The organism is Haliea sp. E17 (assembly GCF_048323675.1).
Taxonomy (GTDB): Bacteria; Pseudomonadota; Gammaproteobacteria; order Pseudomonadales; family Halieaceae; genus Mangrovimicrobium.
In genome coordinates this window covers 632224-651755 of record NZ_JBLWFK010000001.1, presented here as the reverse complement: position 1 = coordinate 651755, position 19532 = coordinate 632224, and the positions used below count along the sequence as shown (strand labels likewise).

The 19532-nt window shown below is 65.0% G+C and carries 18 protein-coding genes; 4 read left to right on the top strand and 14 right to left on the bottom strand.

Annotation, left to right across the window (positions count from 1 at the left end; translation table 11 throughout):
* Complete coding sequence (locus ACNKU3_RS02855; RefSeq protein WP_418257899.1) at positions 1-1752, bottom strand: N-acyl-D-amino-acid deacylase family protein; 1752 nt, start codon at positions 1750-1752, stop codon at positions 1-3.
* Between the two features lie 332 nt (positions 1753-2084).
* Between ACNKU3_RS02855 and ACNKU3_RS02850 the strand changes: the two genes are divergently transcribed.
* The 4 genes from ACNKU3_RS02850 to ACNKU3_RS02835 all read left to right on the top strand — a co-directional run bounded on the left by ACNKU3_RS02850 (position 2085) and on the right by ACNKU3_RS02835 (position 5934).
* Positions 2085-2336 carry a hypothetical protein gene (locus ACNKU3_RS02850; RefSeq protein WP_418257897.1) on the top strand — a complete coding sequence of 84 codons (252 nt, stop codon included), beginning with the start codon at positions 2085-2087 and terminating at the stop codon, positions 2334-2336.
* Positions 2308-2832, top strand: coding sequence for a YybH family protein (locus ACNKU3_RS02845; RefSeq protein WP_418257896.1), 525 nt, complete (start codon positions 2308-2310; stop codon positions 2830-2832). The genes ACNKU3_RS02850 and ACNKU3_RS02845 overlap by 29 nt, the downstream gene beginning before the upstream one ends.
* A gap of 69 nt (positions 2833-2901) precedes the next feature.
* Positions 2902-5268: a TonB-dependent receptor gene (locus tag ACNKU3_RS02840; RefSeq protein ID WP_418257895.1), complete on the top strand. Its 2367-nt coding sequence runs from the start codon at positions 2902-2904 to the stop codon at positions 5266-5268.
* 81 nt (positions 5269-5349) lie between these two features.
* The gene (locus ACNKU3_RS02835; RefSeq protein ID WP_418257894.1) at positions 5350-5934 is read left to right on the top strand and encodes a TetR/AcrR family transcriptional regulator; all 585 of its coding nucleotides are present in this window, start codon (positions 5350-5352) and stop codon (positions 5932-5934) included.
* On the opposite strand, the gene ACNKU3_RS02830 is transcribed toward ACNKU3_RS02835, so the two are convergent.
* The 13 genes from ACNKU3_RS02830 to ACNKU3_RS02770 form a co-directional block, all read right to left on the bottom strand.
* A complete protein-coding gene (locus tag ACNKU3_RS02830) occupies positions 5931-6416 on the bottom strand; it encodes an arsinothricin resistance N-acetyltransferase ArsN1 family B (protein ID WP_418257893.1) in 486 nt (161 codons plus the stop codon). The genes ACNKU3_RS02835 and ACNKU3_RS02830 overlap by 4 nt on opposite strands.
* 61 nt (positions 6417-6477) lie before the next feature.
* On the bottom strand, positions 6478-8454 hold the full coding sequence (locus tag ACNKU3_RS02825) for a transglutaminase TgpA family protein (RefSeq protein ID WP_418257892.1): 1977 nt from the start codon (positions 8452-8454) through the stop codon (positions 6478-6480).
* A complete protein-coding gene (locus tag ACNKU3_RS02820; RefSeq protein WP_418257891.1) occupies positions 8451-9461 on the bottom strand; it encodes a DUF58 domain-containing protein in 1011 nt (336 codons plus the stop codon). The genes ACNKU3_RS02825 and ACNKU3_RS02820 overlap by 4 nt, the downstream gene beginning before the upstream one ends.
* Before the next feature lie 20 nt (positions 9462-9481).
* A complete protein-coding gene (locus tag ACNKU3_RS02815; protein ID WP_418257890.1) occupies positions 9482-10411 on the bottom strand; it encodes an AAA family ATPase in 930 nt (309 codons plus the stop codon).
* Between the two features lie 140 nt (positions 10412-10551).
* Complete coding sequence (locus ACNKU3_RS02810; RefSeq protein WP_418257889.1) at positions 10552-11745, bottom strand: O-succinylhomoserine sulfhydrylase; 1194 nt, start codon at positions 11743-11745, stop codon at positions 10552-10554.
* A gap of 6 nt (positions 11746-11751) precedes the next feature.
* On the bottom strand, positions 11752-13275 hold the full coding sequence (purF, locus tag ACNKU3_RS02805; RefSeq protein WP_418257888.1) for an amidophosphoribosyltransferase: 1524 nt from the start codon (positions 13273-13275) through the stop codon (positions 11752-11754).
* Between the two features lie 19 nt (positions 13276-13294).
* Positions 13295-13807 (bottom strand): CvpA family protein, encoded by a 513-nt coding sequence (locus ACNKU3_RS02800; protein ID WP_418257887.1) that lies wholly within the window; start codon positions 13805-13807, stop codon positions 13295-13297.
* An 81-nt stretch (positions 13808-13888) separates the two neighbouring features.
* Complete coding sequence (locus ACNKU3_RS02795) at positions 13889-14539, bottom strand: SPOR domain-containing protein (protein WP_418257886.1); 651 nt, start codon at positions 14537-14539, stop codon at positions 13889-13891.
* A 4-nt stretch (positions 14540-14543) separates the two neighbouring features.
* A complete protein-coding gene (locus tag ACNKU3_RS02790; protein ID WP_418257885.1) occupies positions 14544-15839 on the bottom strand; it encodes a bifunctional folylpolyglutamate synthase/dihydrofolate synthase in 1296 nt (431 codons plus the stop codon).
* Positions 15832-16761: an acetyl-CoA carboxylase, carboxyltransferase subunit beta gene (gene accD / locus ACNKU3_RS02785; protein ID WP_418257884.1), complete on the bottom strand. Its 930-nt coding sequence runs from the start codon at positions 16759-16761 to the stop codon at positions 15832-15834. Before accD ends, ACNKU3_RS02790 begins: the two co-directional genes overlap by 8 nt.
* Before the next feature lie 49 nt (positions 16762-16810).
* Positions 16811-17635: a tryptophan synthase subunit alpha gene (gene trpA, locus ACNKU3_RS02780; protein ID WP_418257883.1), complete on the bottom strand. Its 825-nt coding sequence runs from the start codon at positions 17633-17635 to the stop codon at positions 16811-16813.
* Positions 17636-17647: 12 nt separating this feature from the next.
* Complete coding sequence (gene trpB / locus ACNKU3_RS02775; RefSeq protein ID WP_418257882.1) at positions 17648-18868, bottom strand: tryptophan synthase subunit beta; 1221 nt, start codon at positions 18866-18868, stop codon at positions 17648-17650.
* A 13-nt stretch (positions 18869-18881) separates the two neighbouring features.
* Positions 18882-19520 (bottom strand): phosphoribosylanthranilate isomerase, encoded by a 639-nt coding sequence (locus ACNKU3_RS02770; protein WP_418257881.1) that lies wholly within the window; start codon positions 19518-19520, stop codon positions 18882-18884.
* Between the last annotated feature and the right edge of the window lie 12 nt (positions 19521-19532).

Here is a 19532-nt window from a genome sequence, read left to right as displayed (position 1 = left end):
CTAGACCGCGGCCAGACGGCTCTGGCGGCGGCTACCGGCACAGGCCAGCTGGCCCGGTGTCTTGCCGGTCGGCACGTCCATCCGGTGAGTGACCTGACCGTTGACCAGGATGTACTCGTAGCCCCCGGCGCGGCCCTTGCGCCGCCAGTCGCCACCGGGCATGTCGTGGACGATCTCGTAGCGGCGGGTATCGAAGTACAGCGCCTCGAGGTCGTAGACCAGGATATCCGCCCAATAGCCCGGGAGCAGCGCGCCGCGGTCGCGGATCTGCACGCTGCGCGCGGGTTTCAGGGCCAGGTGGAAATGCAGTTCCTCCTGGGAGAGCAGTTGCTCCTCGCGTCCCAGCCAGATCAGCAGGTCGGTCGGCACGTGGCCCATGCCGAAGGACTTGGTGTGGGCGCCGCCGTCGGAGCCGCCGACCACCGTCGCGGTGTGCGACAGCATCCGCGCGGCCTTGCGCGGGTCCTTCGAGGCCACCTCGGGGGAGCGCAACTGCAGCGCGAGGCTGGAGCGGGTGGCAAGTTCCAGCATGGTGGCCACTGCGCCCTTGCCGAGTTCCGCGGCGATCTCCGCAATCGTGCGATCGAGGTACTTCTGCAGTTCCGGCGCATCACCCACGGCAATAACAATCTGCCCCTCCAGCCCGTTGGCGCCATTGGTGGAGCCCTTCGCCGCATATTCCGCCGCGAATTCCTCGACGAAATGTGAATCGTCCAACAGGGAAAGGAGCGCCTCGTCGCTTTTGCAGGCGACGATTTTGCGCACCGCGTTGAGCATGCCGCAGGCCACGTCCAGCTGGCTCATGCCCGCTTCGATCCAGCCCCGGTGCAGGAAACAGTTGGCGGTGAGGTCATAGCCACAGGCGCGCATCGCATCCAGCCAGCCGAGGTCGCGATCGAGCATGTCGGGCATCAGGTCGGAGGTGATGAAGGCGTTGTGGATCACCGTCACCCCGGTGCCCTTGCAGCGCGCCAGGACCCGCTCGGTCAGCCCCCGGTCGCCGTAGATCACCAGGTGTGAGAGCAACTGGATGACCCCTTCCCCCCGCGCCACCAGGGCTTCGCAAATTTCCAGGATGGCATCGTGATCCAGGGTGTCCGTGGGCATGGGCGTGCCGTCGTTGTCGAGGTGGGTATTACCCTCGGCGCCCATGGAGGACATGGAAATGCCGATGGCGCCGGCATCCATCGCCTCGTTGATCAGCCGGTGGATTTCCTGCATTTCGCGCGCGTCGGGCCTGCGCGTCTTCGCTGCCTCCACGCCCATCACGTAGACCAGCAGCGGGTTCAGCGGCAGGTAGCTGAGGATATTGACCCCCTTGTCGAGGGTGCGGATACGGGTGAGGTAGTCGGGAAAACTCTCCCAGTCCCAGGGCAGCGCGCTGCGCTGGTGGGCCACCGGAATCTGCTCGGTGGTCTCCAGCATCTGCATGGTGCGCTCGCGGTCTTCGGGTTTCGCCGGGGCCACGCCGAATCCGCAGTTGGCGTTGACCACCGTGGTGACGCCGTTCTCCCCGGAGTTGGACAGGTAGGGATCCCAGAACAAAGCGACGTCGTAATGGGCGTGCTGCGCCACGTGGCCGGGAGCGACGGTCTTCCCGTGGGCGTCGATGTCGGTATCCGCCGTACAGGCGGTGAGATCGCCGATCGCGGCGATGCGGCCATCGCGAATGCCGATGTCGGCGTAGTAGGCGGGGCAGCCGGTACCGTCGATAACGCGCCCGCCTCGAATCAGGGTGTCAAATGCTGTCATGGCGACCTCCGCGCGGGATGAGACTGTTTTCGGCCCCGCACCTGGCAGTTTTTATTGTTGTTCGGGCAATCTCCCGGGGCGTGCCCTTTCCGGCAATTCCTGAGCGATCGCTCAGGAATTTACGCGCAGCCCCCGCCACTGTCAAGTCAGCCTGACGGCGCACAACAGCCTTAGTGGTGCATAGCGCGCGGCCGCAGCACATCCAGGGCGGGACCAATAGCGGGTTGCAACACGGATCGGTAGCGGCTTGACAAGCCTCGCGTCCCCGCGTAATTTCCTGAGCAATCGCTCAGACATCGCGCCGCGCGCGCCGACGTCAGGACATAACAAGAATGACAGCGCACCCGAAGTACCCCAGGGTCTTCAGCCCCACCCGGCTGGGCCCGGTTGAACTACGCAACCGTTTCTATTCGCCGCCCCACGCGGTCCCGATGACCGTGGGCAGCAAACCCTCGGACGATTACATCCACTACAACGCAGCGCGCATGAAGGATGGCGGCTGCGGCCTGATCATGTTGTCCATGTCCATGCACCCGGACCGGAGGAGCCATCCCGTTGAAACCCCTGTATGTCGCAGAATTTGAAATCCGCCAGTTGCACGCCCGCTACGCCGACGCGGTCTGGCGCAAGGACCTGGAAGCCTTCGGCAATTGCTTTACCGGCGATGCCGAATGGCGCATAGGCGGGAAGATACTGCGCGGGCGCAGCGCGATTGTCGAAAACCTCGCCCGCCTGCTGCCGAATTTCGAGCGGGTACTGATGACCTTTCGCACGCCCCTGGTCGATATGGATGAGGACGGCGACCTCAGTTCCCGCACCTACGTCACGGAAAACAACATTTTCGCCAATGGCAAACCGGGCAGTTCCATCGGCATCTACTACGAACGTTTCGTCGAGGAAGACTACCAGTTGCGTTTCAAGTGGCGGCTGTTCCAGACCCACTACCTGGGTCCTGCGGATATTACCGGCCCGCTGTACCAGAACCCGGATTTCGGACCGCCGCCGCAGATGCCGCCGCTGGACGCGCCAACCATCGACCACACCGGCCTGAGCAAACGCGCCTGGCAAAAAGACAACTGACAAAACGTCTCGGGAATAACAGCAATAACCATCGGCACTCACACTACAACACGCATAAGGGAAGCCAAAATGAATAAGAAAATACTGGTAACCGCCATCGGCGCCGCACTCGCCCTGGAACCGGCCATTGGCATGGCCCAGGTGCTGGAAGAGGTCGTCGTCACCGCCCGGAAACGGGAGGAATCCCTGCTCACGGTGCCGGTCGTGGCCTCGGTACTTACCGGTAACGCCATGGAGCGCTACCAGATCCAGGACATGTACGGCGTCGCCGAGCGGGTCCCGGGATTCGTGATGGGTGAATCCGTCGGCACCGTCGGCATCCAGACCTCCCTGCGCGGCGTGGGCCCCACCTCCCAGACCGCCACCGTGGACCAGTCCGTATCCCTGAACATCGACGGCATGTCGCTCACCCAGGGCTATGCCTACGCCATCGGCATGTTCGACGTCGCACAGGTGGAGGTACTGAAGGGGCCCCAGGCCCTGTTCTTCGGCAAAAACAGTACCGCCGGGGTTATTTCCCTGCGCTCCAACGATCCCGGCGACGAGCCGGAACTCATCGCCCGCGCCGGCTACGAAACCGAGGCCGAGCAGTACACGGGCGAGCTGATTTTTTCCGGCCCGATCAACGACTGGTCCGGCGTGCGCATGGGCCTGAGCTATTCCGACATGGACGGCTATTTCAAGAACACCGGTGAACCGATTCCGGGGCTCGGCAACGTCGCGCCGAAATACCGTGATTTTGCCCCGCGGGAAACCTTCATGTTCCGCGGCACCCTGGTCGCCAACCCCGTCGACTGGTACGACACCCGCCTGAAGTACAACCTCTCCAACGACCGGATGGACGGCAGCGGCGGCGATGGCCAGCTGGTGCTGTGCCCGGATGGCACCGGTCCGGTGGAAGGCATCGGCATCCCCTTTATCGGCGACGCCGACTGCAAGCTCGACGACAAGACCCAGCTGGGCGATTTTGACCCGGCCTACTGGCCCGGCGTGCGCAACAACGGCGTACCGTTCATGGATTCCAACCAGTCCTTCGGCACCTGGGAGCAGAACTTCGGTTTCAGCCCTGAACTGACGCTGACTTCGGTGACCGGGTATTACGATCTCCACCAGGACAACCTGATTCGCGGCAGCGGCAGCAGTAACCCGACCATCGCCGCGGACTTCACCTTCGACACCACCCAGTTCACCCAGGAAATTCGCCTGACCTCGAATTACAGCGACAGCGCGCTCAACTTCATGGTCGGCGCGTTCTACCAGGACGCTGAACAGAAGGTCCGCAACCGCCTGCGCGCCAATACTTTCTACGGCCTGCCGCCGCTGCTGCAGTCCGGCCTGCACACCATCGATATCGAGACGATTTCAGCCTTCGGCCAGTTGCTCTGGCAAATGACCGACGACCTGGAACTGGCCGCCGGTGCGCGCTGGACGGATGAACAGCGGGAACACCGCTTCTGGGACAACCTGCAGGGCGGCATCGAAATCCCCCTGGCCGACCCGGATCTCGACGCCGACGACGTCTCGCCGGAGGTCACGCTGACCTGGACGGCGAGCGATACCCTGACTCTCTTCGCGGCCTACCGCCAGGGCTTCAAGTCGGGTTCCTTCAATACGGTGATTTCACCGACCTCCGCCACCCTGTCCTCCTTTGAGGACGAAGAAGCCAAGGGCGGTGAGATCGGCTTGAAAGCGCTCGCGTTGAACAACAGCCTGGCATTCAACGTCGCCGCCTACTACTACGAGTACACCGACCTGCAGGTCGGCGCCAACGAGCTTTCCGACAGCGGCGCCATCCTGCTGCGCACCATCAACGCGGCCTCAGCCACGGTGGAAGGCGTGGACATGGACCTGACCTGGTCGCCCGCCGCGCTGCCCAACCTGACCCTGGTCGCGGCGGTGAACTACAACGTCTCCGAGTTCGACGATTTCCCCAATGCGCAGTGCGGTAACGGCCAGACCATCGCCCAGGGCTGCGACCAGATATTCAACGCGGCAACCGGCCTCTACACCGCCCAGGACCTCGGCGGGGAACCGCTGGTCAGGGCGCCGGAGTGGACCGGCAACATCGGCTTCGACTATGAAATACCCCTGGACAACGGCATGACCATCGGTTTCGGCGCCAACACCCGTTACAGCGACGACTACTTCACCAACCTGGTGGAACTGTCCGATTACACCCAGGACAGTTACACCAAGACCAGCGCCAACGTCGTGTTGCGCGGTGTGGATGACAAGTGGGAAGTCGCCCTGATCGGCAACAACCTGGAGGATGAAATCACCGCCGGCGTCTGCTCCAACTCCAACACCCAGAACGGTACCATTTTCGGTGGCCAGATTTCCGGTGGCGCCGCGCAGGGCCCCGCCGGTTCCGACGAACTGGGCTGTGTCGCCGAGCGCGGTCGGGAATTGTGGGTACGCTTCTCCCTGCGCCTGTAGGAAAATAGCCCCTGAACCACCGCTCCCGGCACGACCGGGAGCGGTCGACTCCCACCCGGATAATGTAAACCGAAAGCGAAGATGTCCTCCAAAGCGGTAAGCCCACAAAAAATCTCGGCGCGCGACAAGCTGATCGACGCGGCGGGGCAGTTGATGCTGGAATGCGGCTACGCCGCCGTCACCTCCCGCCGGGTAGCGGCGCAGGCGGGCCTGAAACCCCAGCTCGTCCACTACTATTTTCGCAGCATGGATGACCTCTACCTGGCCCTGTATCACCGCTTTGTGGAAGGCCTGGTCGAACGCCAGGAAGCGGTTTTGCAATCCTCCACCCCACTGCGGGCACTTTGGGAGATGATGCGCGATTCGCGCGGGGTACTGCTGACGGAGTTCCAGGCGCTGGCCAACCACAAGCAGGGCATTCGCCAGGAAATCGCCAGCTTCAGCCGCCATTTCCGCGAGGAGCAGGTCAGGATTATCGAGGAGCTCTACAGTACCCGGGATATGTCGGGCTTTACCCTGTCGCCAGCCATGCTGTCACTGACGCTCAACGCCCTGTCGCGCAGCCTGGCCACGGAAACACAATTTGATATTACCGCCGCCCACGAGGAGGCGCTGGGCCTTGTCGAGCGCCTGATCACCGGCGTGGACGAGGCGCCGCTGGTCTAGAGGTTGACCTGCCAGTACCCCACGTCCAGCCAGCGCCCCTGCTTGTAACCGACCTCGGGAAACTCCGCGACCTTGCGCATGCCCATTTTCTCGTGCAGGGCGATGCTGGCGGGATTGGGCAGGGTAATGCCGCCGATGACCGCGTGCACGCCCAGGGCCCTGAGCTGTTCGAAGAGTGACGAATACAGCCGAATGCCCCAGCCCCTGCCCTGGGCCTTCGGCGCGAGATAAATCGAGCTTTCCACCGAAAACCGGTAGGCGGCGCGCTCGCGCCAGCGACTGGCGTAGGCATAGCCCAGCAGTGCGCCGTCCTCCTCGGCTACCAGCCAGGGGTATCCCGCATCCACGACCTTGCGGATGCGTGCCGACATTTCCTCGGCCGCAATCTCCGCTTCCTCGAAGGTGGCGACGGATGTGCGAATGTAATGGTTGTAGATATCGGCGATGGCGCTGGCATCCGTATCCGCAACAGCCCTGATCATACCCACGCTCCCAGTCATGCGATGTGATGCCTGCCTGTCGGCAGTACAGTTGAGTTATGAGTCAGCGAACGCCGCGCACCGCAAGCGCCAGGCTGGCCACCTCCTCGGCGGAAGCTCCCGCATAGGCAATCTGCTCATAGTAGCGGGTTACCGCTTCAATGGCCGGTGCCAGTCGCGGCACCGCTTTCCTGGCGCGTTCGGCAAAGTCCCGCGGCGTCTCCCCCGGCGCGCGGACCACACCCATGCGCGCCATCCGGCTACAGAACTCCAGGTAGAGTTTATCGTGGCGACGCAGTTGGTTGCCGCGCTGGCGCTGCAGCATCAGCAGCGCGGCGGGCAACAGCGCGAGGAGCATGCCGCCGATAAGCAGCGAACCGATACGCAGCGGACTGACATCGCCCAGCAGGCGGGTCAGCAGGTCCATCTGCCGCTCGGCATTGAAGCTGGCGACCCAGCTCTGCCACTGGTAGGTCAGCGCGTCGTAGCGCAGGCGCACGTAATCGACCAGCGGCACGCCGCGAAAACGCAGTAGGGAAAGCGGCTGGTCGGCGAGGAAAGTCCCCTCTTCCGCCACGGCTTGCTCGAGCCCGAGTTCCACGCGCAGCGGCGATACCACCGAGGTTGGATCGACCCGCACCCAGCCCTGCCCCTCCAGCCAGACCTCGGCCCAGGCGTGGGCGTCGAACTGGCGCACCACGACTGTGCGATTGACCGGGTTGATCTCCCCGCCCTGGTAACCGGCGACAATCCGCGCCGGAACGCCGGCCGCGCGCATGAGAATGACGAAAGCCGAGGCGTAGTGCTCACAGAAGCCGCGACGAGTGTCAAACAGAAAGCTGTCCATGGCATCCTGTCCGGGCAGGAGCGGCGGTTGCAGGGTGTAGAAAAAATCCTGCTGCGAGAACAGCGCCAGCGCGGCATCCACAATCTCCTGCGGCGACGCCGCCTCCCGGGCAAAGCGCTGGCCCAGTTCCACGGTGCGCGGATTATCCCGCGGCAATTGCAGCTCGGTACGGCGGCGCCAGTCGCTGAGCTCCGGTTCCAGCAGCGCCTGCGGCCAGGACTCGGCCCGGTAGTAGAAATCGTCCTCGATCGGCATGAAGCGGAACAGGCGGTAGTCGGTGGTATTCACGATGCCGCCGTCCGGCGAGTTCGCGTAGCGCAGTCCGTAGAGCCAGTTCTGCTGCGTCGGCTCCATGATCACCGAATAGCGCAGCGACGGGCCGCTGAGCTCCGGTTTCTGTTCACGCCGCTGGTCCGCGGGTATCTCGTAGTAGCTCAGGGCACGCCAGGTCCCCTGCTCCAGCCGGTTCATGACCAGCCCGCGCCAGTAGAGCAGGGAGCGCGGCGGGATCTCACCCTCGAAGGCGACGCGGAAGGCGACATCGCCGGAACGACTGAGGCGCGACACATCCCCCGGCCGCAGGGTGTCGCTCATGCCGGTGACGCCGGACGGACTCTTCATCGGCACGGTCCACAGTGGCCCGATGCGCGGGAACACGAAAAACAGCACGATCATCAGCGGCATGGCCTGCAGGACCAGTCCCCCGGCCTTGCGCAGGGGTTTGGCGCTGAAGCGTTCGTCCCCCGGGCGGTGCAGTGCCACCAGCGCGGAGGTCACCAGGATCACATTGCCCAGGCAGAGCAGGACGATCAGCAGGTCCTGGCTAAACAGGAACTCGGTGAGCACGACAAAATAGCCGAGAAACAACAGCACATAGGCATCCTTGCGCGTGGCGACTTCCAGCAGTTTCAGGGCAAAGGCGGTCAGCAACAGCGCCACCATCGGCTCCAGGCCGATCATGCTACGGAAAGAGAAGCCAATGCCACCGAGCGCGGCGAGCACCAGCCCCAGCTTTACCGGCCAGCGCGGAAACGACCAGTGCCCCCGGTAGACCTGCAGGCGCCACAGCGCGGCGACCACATAGGTCGCCAGCACCCACAAGGGCAAACGCCCGATATGCGGAGCCACCAGCGTGAACAGGCTGGCGATAATCCAGACCAGCGCGTTGCGGGGAATCTGTTCGGCCTGTTTCACACCTGCTCCTCGCCGTACAGGGCCAGCGCGCGCAGCACCCGGTCGCGGTGGGCATCGCCGTGGCCCGGGGCAATGCTGATGCCGGGAATGCGCAGTCCGTATTCCTCCCCGCTGCGCTCCAGTTCCAGTACCCAGTAGCACAGGTGGGACAGGCGCTGTTCGATACCGGCGCCGGGGAACATGTCCCAGTCGAGCCAGGCGCTGCGATCGGTGTGGGTCACGTACTGGGTGACCTGCAGGGTGCGGCCGCGGGCAAGGCCCTTCCAGTACACCCGCCGCAGGGGATCGCCCTGCTGGTAATTGCGGAAGCCGTAGAAGTCGTCATTGCCCGGCTGCGGCAGCGAACTGCCCTCCGGGTCGGCGGTGCTGACGCCCTCCGGCGGCGGCGACGGCAGGGGCCGCGGATAGACCAGCGCGGCGAGATCGAGATCGAGCTGGCTCCAGCAGCGCAGCAGCCCCAGCGGGTAGCGGGATTCGACCACCAGCCGCCCCGGGCGATACCAGCCGCGACGCTGCCCCACCGGCAGGTGCAGGTGGAGGCGCTGGCGCTGCTGACCCACCAGGCTGGCCTGTACCTCCGAACTGCCCGGCCAGTGGAACGCCAGGCCGACGTGCTCCCGCCCCGACGCCGACTCCGCCAGGATCTCGAATTCGGTCTGCTGGCCGGGGAAGGCCGGGCGGGCATGCACACCCTGCAGGGTCAGCCCGGTAAGGTTGGAACAGGTGTGCACCGTGGCGACAATGAAGACGGTAGCGAGCAGGAAGGTCAGTCCATAGCTCAGGTTGCTCTGGAAATTGATCGCCGCCAGCAGCATCACCAGCAGGCAGGCGCCGAAAAATACCCCGGTGGCAGTCGGCAGGATAAACACCCGGCGCTGGTTCAGGGTCACACTGCGTGACGGCGGCAGGCGCTGCTCGAGCCACCGGGCGAAGCGGGCCTGGAACCGCAACCGGGTTTTTGGCAACAGCCCGCCGAACAGGCGGCCCGTCAATCCGGGGTTTTTCACGCTGCCATCCACCGCGGCTCTCAGGATCGGATCACGTCGACATTGCGCTGCAGCAATGCCACCAGGGCGGCGCCGTCACCAGCGTAATCGCCACTGGGCACCAGGCGGTGCCCCGCCACCGAGGGCAGCACGGCTTGCAGGTCTTCGGGGACCAGGTGGCTGCGGTTGTGCATCACGGCCCAGGTGCGGGCACAGCCGAGCAGCGCCAGGGCACCGCGCGGCGACAGGCCGACTTCGAACTCGGGACTCTCCCGGGTGTAGGCCACCAGCCGCTGCAGGTAGTCGAGCAGGTTGTCCGAGGCCTGCACCGCGTTCACCGCGTCGCGAATTTCCGCCAGCTGGGACTCGCTGATCACCTGCCGCAATTGCGTGCGGGAACTGTCCACCGCATCCGGGCGCAGGTACATCTCGCGCTCCGCCCGCGGGTCCGGGTAGCCCAGGTGCAGGCGCATCAGGAAGCGATCCAGCTGGGATTCCGGCAGGGGGTAGGTGCCGGACTGGTGTACCGGGTTCTGCGTGGCGATCACAAAGAACGGTTCCGGCAGCGGGCGGGTTTCCCCATCCACGGTCACCTGGCCTTCGGCCATGGCCTCGAGCAGGGCGCTCTGGGTGCGCGGGGTGGTGCGGTTGATTTCGTCGGCCAGCAGCAGCTGGGTAAAGATGGGGCCGGGGCGGAAGGCGAAACTGGCGTCACGGGTATCGTAGACCTGCACCCCGAGAATGTCCGCCGGCAGCAGGTCACTGGTGAACTGCACCCGCTTCCAGGACAGTCCGAGCACATCCGCCAGTGCGTGTGACAGGGTGGTCTTGCCCATGCCGGGCAGGTCTTCGATCAGCAGGTGGCCGCGGGCGAACAGGCAGCACAGCGCCAGGCGCACCTGCGGTTCCTTGCCCAGTAAAACCTTGCCGATCTCGTCGACCGCGGCGTCGATGCGTTCCTGTAACTGCATGGGTATAGCGTCCCGGTAATGATTCCGGCGGGCTCAGGACATGGCTGTCCGAAGTACCCGCCGGGCAGATTCGAGTGCTTCCCAAAATACGCGTTTAGCGCAGTTTAATCCCGTTTTTTTCGCAGTTTTTGCCCGATTGACTAGAGCGCGTCGCAGCCGCGCTGCAGGTCGGCCTTGAGATCGGCGACATCTTCCAGACCCACTGACAGGCGCACCAGGCTGCGCCGGATGCCCGCCGCCTCGCGCTGCTCGTCGCTGAGCCGGCCGTGGGTGGTGGTCGCCGGGTGCACGATGGTCGACTTGGTGTCGCCGAGATTCGCGGTAAGGGAGAAAATTCGCGTCGCATCGATAAAGCGCCAGGCTTCCTCCTGGCCGCCCTGCACCTCGAAGGACAGCACCCCGCCGAAGGCGCGCTGCTGGCGCGCCGCCAGCGCGTGACCGGGATGGCTTTCGAGGCCGGCGTAATAGACCCGCCCGATCGACTCGTGCGCATCCAGCCAGCGGGCGATTTCCAGTGCCGCGGCGCTGTGCGCGTCCATCCGCAGGCGCAGGGTTTCCAGGCCCTTGAGGAACACCCAGGCGTTGAAGGGGCTCATGGTGGGGCCGCAGGTGCGCAGGAAGGTCACGACTTCCGTCATGTGCTCCTGCCTGCCGACCACCGCGCCGCCGACACAGCGGCCCTGGCCGTCGAGGAACTTGGTCGCCGAGTGCACCACGATATCAGCGCCCAGCGCCAGCGGGGTTTGCAGGGCCGGGGTACAGAAGCAGTTGTCCACCACCAGCAGCGCGCCGTTGGCGTGAGCCAGTTCGGCCATCGCGGCGATGTCCGCGACCTCGCACAGGGGATTGCTGGGGGTCTCCAGAAACAGCATCGCGGTCTCGGGGCGGATCGCCGCCTTCCAGCCGGCGATGTCCAGCAACGGCACCGTGCTGACCTCGACACCAAACTTGGCGAGGTACTTGCCGAACAGGTTGGTGGTGGTGCCGAACACGTCGCGGGAGCAGATGATGTGGTCCCCGGCTTTCAGCAGCGCCAGCGCGGTGGAGAGAATCGCCGACATCCCCGAAGCTGTGCCCACCGCTGCCTCGCCGCCTTCCAGCGCGGCGATACGCTCCTCGAAGCTGCGCACGGTGGGGTTGGTATAGCGGGAATAGACATTGCCCGGCTGTTCACCGGAAAAGCGCGCAGCCGCATCCGCCGCGCTGTCGAACACGTAGCTGGAAGTCGCGAAAATCGGCTCGGAGTGCTCGCCCTCCGCGGTGCGGTGGATGCCGCCGCGGATGGCCAGCGTGTCGAGGGCTGCGCCGAAAAGTGGATCGTCGTGGTCGGTCATTGGAACTCACGCATTGTTGTGGATGCCCACCACCGAGCCCTCTTCCTGCTGCGCGGCCCGGTTGGCCGACTGGGCGGCATCGTTGCGCTGGGCTTCGAGATTGTCGAGGTAGGCCTGGTCGACGTCACCCGTGGGATACTCGCCGGAGAACACCGAGCACTCGAAGGCCTCTGCCTTGGGATTGCCTTCCCGGGAGCATTCGATCAGGTCCTCGAGGTCCTGGTAGACCAGCCAGTCGGCGCCGATCAGCTCGCAGACTTCCTGCTCGGTGCGGTCGTGGGCGATCAGCTCCGAAGCGGAGGGCATATCGATGCCGTAGACATTCGGGTAGCGCACCGGCGGCGCGGCGGAGGCGAAGTACACTCTCTCCGCGCCGGCGTCGCGCGCCATCTGGATGATCTGCCGGCAGGTGGTGCCGCGCACGATGGAGTCGTCCACCAGCATCACGTGCTTGCCGCTGAATTCCAGCGGTACCGGGTTGAGCTTCTGGCGCACGGACTTCTTGCGCTGGCTCTGCCCGGGCATGATGAAGGTGCGGCCGATATAGCGGTTCTTCATGAAGCCTTCGCGGAACTTCACGCCGAGCTCGTGGGCCATCGACTGGGCCGCGATGCGGCTGGTGTCGGGAATCGGGATCACCACGTCGATCTGCAGGTCGGGGCGCTCGCGGCGTATCTTCGCGGCCAGCGTCGCACCCTGGCGCATGCGCGTCTTGTAGACCGATATCTCGTCCATCAGGGAATCCGGCCGGGCGAAGTACACGTGCTCGAAAATACAGGGCTGCAGTTTCGGGTTACTGGCACACTGGCGGCGGTGCAGGCGCCCCTGCATGTCGATGAATACCGCCTCGCCGGGGGCGACATCGCCGAGCAGGCGGAAGCCCAGCACGTCCAGCGCGACACTCTCGGAGGCGATCATGTAATCCTTGCCGCCACCGGCGTTGTCCCGCTCACCGACTACCAGTGGGCGGATACCCAGCGGATCGCGGAAACCGACAATGCCGTAGTTGACGATCAGGCTGACCGCCGCGTAGCCACCCCGGCAGCGCTCGTGCACCGCTTGCACAGCGCTGAAAATATCGTCGGCGCCGGGAGACAGCTTGCCCAGGGTCTGCAGCTCGTGGGCGAAGATATTCAGCAACACCTCGGAATCGGAATCGGTGTTGAGATGGCGCAGGTCGTCCTGGAACAGTTCGCGGGTCAGCTGGTCGGCGTTGGTGAGGTTGCCGTTGTGCGCCAGCGCGATACCGTAGGGCGAGTTCACGTAAAAGGGCTGGGCCAGCGCCGGGCCGGAACTGCCGGCGGTCGGGTAGCGCACGTGGCCGATACCAATGGAGCCCTGCAGGCGCTGCATATGCTGCTGGCGGAACACGTCGCGCACCAGGCCCTCGCTCTTGCGCAGGCTGAAACGGCCGCCTTCGCAGGTCATGATGCCCGCCGCGTCCTGGCCGCGGTGCTGCAGTACTGTGAGCGCGTCGTAAATATCGGGAGCGACGTCGTGCTGGGCTACAATTCCAACCAGGCCACACATGCGGGGTTCACCTCTGTTTTCAACTAACTGTCTGGCCGCCAGGCCCGGGTTGTGAGAAGACTGCCTCGACCCAGTCCGCCAGCATGGCGATCTGCGGCATTAACTGCGACTGGTGCACCAGTTGCCCGTACTGCGCGGGCGCCAGTTTCTGCAGCACCCATGCCAGCACGAGGATAATGATCGCGCCGCGGGCAAAGCCGAATACGGTGCCCAGTACACGGTCCAGCACGCTCAGTCCGGCTGCCCGTACCAGGCTGGTGGCCACTTTCACCAGCACGGTGAACAGCACCAGCGTGGCGACGAACAGTATCGCATAAGCGGCGATATAACGGCCGGTACTATTGGCGATCACCGCCGCCAGTTCCAGCGCCAACCGCTCGACGAACAGGTTGGCGACAATAAAGGCGGCGACCCAGCCCAACAGGGACAGGGCCTCGCGGACAAACCCGCGCCACAGGCTGAGCAGCGTGGAAATGCCGAGCACGACGACGATTGCCCAATCCAGGGCAGTCAACAGGGTCAGGTCAATCATGCTCACCGGTCATGGGGGCGCATTCTAGCAAAGCCGGGGGCCGGGACGAAAATGCATTTGTACCGGTTTGTGAACCGGTCATCAGGGGTAGTACCGGACCACGAGAGAGGTGACGCCGAATTTCGCGTCAATCTCGCTGCGAGCGGCCTCGAGCCGCGCTTTCTCGACCTTCGGGCCGACACTGACCCGGTACCAGGTTTTACCGCCACTGCGGATTTTCTTGATGTAGGCCTTGTGGCCCATGGCGAGCAACTCGCTGCGCAGGGCATCGGCGCGCTCCGCCTCGCTGACGCTGGCCACCTGCAATACCCAGGCGATGGGAATGCCCTCCGCATCCAGTTCCGGCTTGACCGGCGCACTGCCGCGGGTCTCCCCTGCCTCCGGGGGCGCCGCTGCCACCGTTGGGGCCGGTTCCGGCGCTGTGACATCCGCTGCCCCGCCTGCGCTGTCGTCGCCCTGCCCGGCGGAAGGTTCGCTTCCCGCCCCCGCCCCCGACTCCGGCTGCAGGTCAACCAGTTCATCCTCGGGAACCGGGGCTTCCGCCTGCGGCGCCGGCAACTCGCGCAGTGCGCTATCGTCTGGCGCGGGCAGCGGACTGGTATCCAGCTGCGGCCGCGGCGGAACGGTGCGGCCATCGGTCGCAACGGGGGCGTTGGGTTCGACAAAGATAATCGGCCAGAACACCACGCCGAGCGCGACCAGGATCAGCGCGCCGACGAGACGTTGTTTCATCACGTTATTCATTGCTGACAGCCGCTTCCGGCCCTTCCTCCAGTGATGCCAGCACGCCGCCGACGGTAAAGAATGAACCGAACACCACCGCGAGATCACCCGGCTCCAGCAGTTCGCGACAGCGACGTGCCGCCGCCGGTATATCCTCGCACAACTCGATACGGGACTCGCCCAGCTCATGTAGTAACGACGCCACTTCCGGCGCGGGCATGGCGCGGGGATTGTCCGGCTGCTCCGGCAGCAGCCAGTAATCCATATAGGCGCGGCAGGGCGCCAGCATCTCGACGACCGCCTTGTCTTTCATCGCGGAAAATAATGCAATACGCCGCCCGCTACAATCACTGGCGTCGAGTTTTTCCAGCAGCTTCAGGATAGCCGCGGGATTGTGCGCCACGTCGAACAGGTATTGCCGCCCGCCCATCGAGCGCAGTTGCCGGCGCCCGCGCAGTTGCAGGCCCGCCAGCGCAGTGTGGACCCGGGATTCATCGAATTCCAGGCCCAGCAACTCCGCAGCCTGCAGGGCCGCGGCGATATTCGCCGGCAGCAACTCGGCGTGCCGCACGCCGTGCAGCGTACGCCGCTGCCCGCTGGCCGCAGTAAGGGTGACATCGCCGCGCTGCGCCTCCTCCGGCAGGAGGAAGTCGCGGCCGATCTGCAGCACCGGACGGGCATCGTATTCGGTCACCGCCGCCAGCAGGGCCAGTGGCGGTGCGGGGTCGGCGAGGACCGCCGGACGACCTGCGCGCAGGATGCCGGCCTTTTCCCGGGCGATCACGTCGCGGGTCTCGCCCAGCCACTGCTGGTGGTCGAGATCGATACTGGTAATCACCGCGACATCGGCGTCGACGATATTGGCGGCGTCGAGACGACCGCCCAACCCGACTTCGAGAAGGATGCAGTCCACAGCCTGCTGGCGAAACACCCACAGGGCCGCCAGCAGGCCGAACTCGAAATAGGTCAGCGTGGTAGTGCCGCGGACCGCCTCGATCGCCTCGAAAGCCGCGATGATAACGGCGTCATCGACCTCCTTCCCGCCAACGCGGATACGCTCGTTAAAGCGGACCAGGTGGGGGGAAGTAAAGGCTCCCGGGCGCTTGCCAGCGGCGCAGAGCAGGGCTTCCAGCACCGCCACGGTACTGCCCTTGCCGTTGGTGCCGGCGATGGTAACCACCGGCGCCTGCGCCGGGAGCAGGCCGAGCGCACGGGCCACCTGGCCAACCCGGGCCAGGCCCAGGTCCATGGGATTGGGGTGCAGCGTTTCGAGATAGCACAACCACTGCTCGAGTGGAGTGTCAGTCATCCCCTTCCGTATCCGCCTCTTCGACGATCGGTTCGATACCGGGGGCGAGTTCGTCGGACCCGGGCGACTCCAGTCCGCCCAGTTTTGCCAGGATCCGGGCGACAGTCTCGCGCATTTCCAGGCGGTGCACGATCATGTCGATGGCACCGTGTTCCAGCAGGAACTCACTGCGCTGGAAACCCTTGGGCAGTTTCTGGCGGATGGTCTGTTCGATGATGTTGGGGCCGGCAAAACCCGCTCGGGCCTCGGGCTCGGCAACGTTGATATCGCCGAGCATGGCCAGAGAAGCCGAGACGCCACCGTATACCGGGTCGGTCATTACGGAGATAAAGGGATTACCGTTCATCTTCATGCGCTCCAGCACCGCGCTGGTCTTGGCCATCTGCATGAGGGAGATCAGGGCCTCCTGCATGCGCGCACCACCGGAAGCGGAGAAGCAGACCAGCGGGACGCCGCGGTCCATCGCCATCTGCGCGGCGCGGGTGAATTTCTCACCCACCGCGTTGCCCATGGAACCGCCGTGGAAATCGAATTCAAAAGCCACGGCGATCAGCGGCATGCCGAGCAGGCGCCCCTGCATGGCCACCAGCGCGTCTTTCTCGCCGGTGGATTTCTGCGCGGCGAGCAGGCGGTCGCGGTAGCGGCGCTTGTCCTTGAACTTGAGCCGGTCGACGGGCTGGATTTCGCTGAGAATCTCCTCCCGTCCCTCGGCATCCAGGAAGATGTCGAGCCGCCGCCGGGCGCCAATGCGCATGTGGTGGTCGCACTTGGGGCAGACTTCGTTGTTGCGCTCCAGGTCCGGCCGGTAGAGCACCGCGTCGCACTTGAGGCACTTCTTCCACAAGCCCTCGGGTACACTGGAGCGCTTTTGGCCCTCGGATTTACTCACTCCGGAAGGCAGGATCTTGTCAATCCAACTCATGGTTTCCCCCACACCATTGCAGGGTTCAGTATAGATTGTGCAAGGCGGACTAGGAAGCGCAGACGCTGTCCACGCCGCCGCGAATCTGTGCCAACAATTCACAGGCCGCCGCGGTAGCGCTTTCACGGTCAGCGCCGGCGGCCAGTTTGTCCGCCATGGCGCGAATCAGGGCGCTGCCCACCACCACGCCATCGGCGATTCCGGCGACCTGTGCCGCCGACCGCGCATCGCGGATGCCGAAGCCCACTGCAACCGGCAGACTGCTGCGCTCGCGAATCCGCGCGACATGGTGCGCCACATCGGCGGTATCCAGGTGTCCCGCGCCGGTGACGCCTTTCAGGGACACGTAGTAGATAAAGCCACTGGCCTGGTCGGCGATACGCCCGATACGCGCGTCCGGCGTGGTCGGCGCAACCAGGAAAATGTTGTCCAGTCCCACCCGGTGCAGTTCGCGGTTCACCTGCTCCACCTCTTCCGGCGGAATATCCACGGTGAGCAGAGCGTCCAGACCCGCCTCGGCGGCGGCATCGGCAAAACGGGCATAGCCCATGTGCTCTACCGGGTTGGCGTAGCCCATCAGCAGTACCGGCGTGTCGTTGTCGCGCTCGCGGAACTGCCGCACACAGGCCAGCGCATCGCGCAGGCTGGTACCATTGGCCAGCGCCCGCTCGTGGGCCTGCTGGATCACCGGCCCCTCGGACATGGGGTCGGAGAACGGCACGCCCAGCTCGATGATGTCGGCGCCCTGCGCCACCAGTGCATGCATCAGCGGCACGGTGGCCTCGAGGACGGGGTCGCCCGCCACGACATAGGGAATGACGGCTTTGCGGCCTTCACGGGCAAGTTGCTCAAAACGTCCGGCAATTCGGCTCACTGCGTTGCTCTCCTAAAACTCGATGCCGTCGATCTGGGCGACCGTGTGGATGTCCTTGTCACCGCGGCCTGACAGGTTGACCACGATGCATTGGTCGGGGCGCATCTGCGCCGCCAGTTTCTCGCCGTAGGCCAGGGCGTGGCTGCTCTCCAGCGCCGGCATGATGCCCTCGATCCGGGTGAGGGAATGGAAGGCGCGCAGGGCCTCGTCGTCGTTGATCGACACGTAGTTGACCCGGCCGATGTCCTTCAGCCAGCTGTGCTCGGGACCCACGCCCGGGTAGTCCAGGCCGGCGGAAACCGAGTGGGTGTGCATGATCTGGCCGTCGGCATCCTGCATCAGGTAGGTGCGGTTGCCGTGCAGTACACCCGGGGTACCCGCCGACAGGGGCGCCGCGTGCTGGCCGCTCTCGATACCGTGGCCGCCGGCCTCGACACCGTACATGGCCACCCCTTCATCCTCGAGGAAGGGGTGGAACAGGCCGATGGCATTGGAGCCGCCGCCGACACAGGCCACCAGCGCATCGGGCAGCGCGCCGGCCTGCTCCAGGCACTGGGCGCGGGCCTCGCGGCCGATCACGCACTGGAAGTCGCGCACCAGCATCGGGTAGGGATGGGGGCCGGCAACGGTGCCAATGATGTAAAAGGTGTCGTCGACGTTGGTCACCCAGTCGCGCATCGCCTCGTTCATGGCGTCCTTCAGGGTGCGCGAGCCGGAAGTGACCGGAATCACTTCGGCACCCAGCAGTTTCATGCGGTAGACGTTGAGCGCCTGGCGGCGAACATCTTCCTCGCCCATGAATACCTGGCACTCCAGCCCGAGACGCGCCGCCACGGTAGCCGTCGCCACCCCGTGCTGGCCTGCCCCGGTTTCCGCGATCACCCGCTTCTTGCCCATGTGCTTGGCCAGCAGGGCCTGGCCCACGGTGTTGTTCACCTTGTGGGCACCGGTGTGGTTGAGGTCCTCGCGCTTGAGGAAAATGCGCGCGCCACCCACCTTCTGCGACCAGCGGGTCGCCTCGTACAGCGGCGAGGGCCGGCCGACGTAATGGGCCAGGTCCGCGTCCAGTTCGCGCTGGAACTCGGGATCGTTGCGCAGTTTCAGGTACAGCTTTTCCAGGTCGTCCAGGGCGGACATCAGGGTTTCCGCCACGAAGCGGCCACCGTAGATGCCAAACCGTCCCTGGTCGTCGGGAACGGCGGCGTAATCGGCCGGTTTCACATCAGTACTCATTACAAGGTTACTCTCAGTCCACTTGCTGTGCATCGGCGGCTCGCACCGCCGCGATGAATTCTTTTACCTTACGCGCATCCTTTATACCCGGCGCGCTCTCGACACCGCCGCTGACATCCACTGCGAAGGGTCGCAGCGAGGCCACCGCAGTGCCAATATTTTCCGGCTTCAGGCCACCCGCCAGTACCAGCGGTGCACCGAGGTTCTCCGGCACCAGCCGCCAGTCGAAGCTCTTGCCGGTACCGCCGGGAACCCCCTCCTGCCAGGCATCCAGCAGGACACCGCGCGCGGCGGTGTAGCGGCGGGCCTCCGCGGCAAGATCCATATCGGGCCGGCAGCGAATCGCCTTGATCCAGGGACGCTCGAAACTGGCGCAGTACGCGGGCGCTTCGTCGCCGTGAAACTGCAGCAGCCCGATGGGCAATTCGGCAGCCACCTGGCGGACCTCTTCCGGCTGCGCGTCGACAAACAGCGCCACCAGTGTCACGAACGGCGGCACTTCCGCAACGATCTCGCGCGCCTGCTCAAGGCTCACCGCCCGCGGGCTCGGCGGATAAAACACCAGCCCCAGCGCGTCGGCGCCCTGCTCCACTACCGCACGCGCATCCTCCGGCCGGGTAATCCCGCAAATTTTTATACGCGTACGCGGCACGAACGGCCCTGC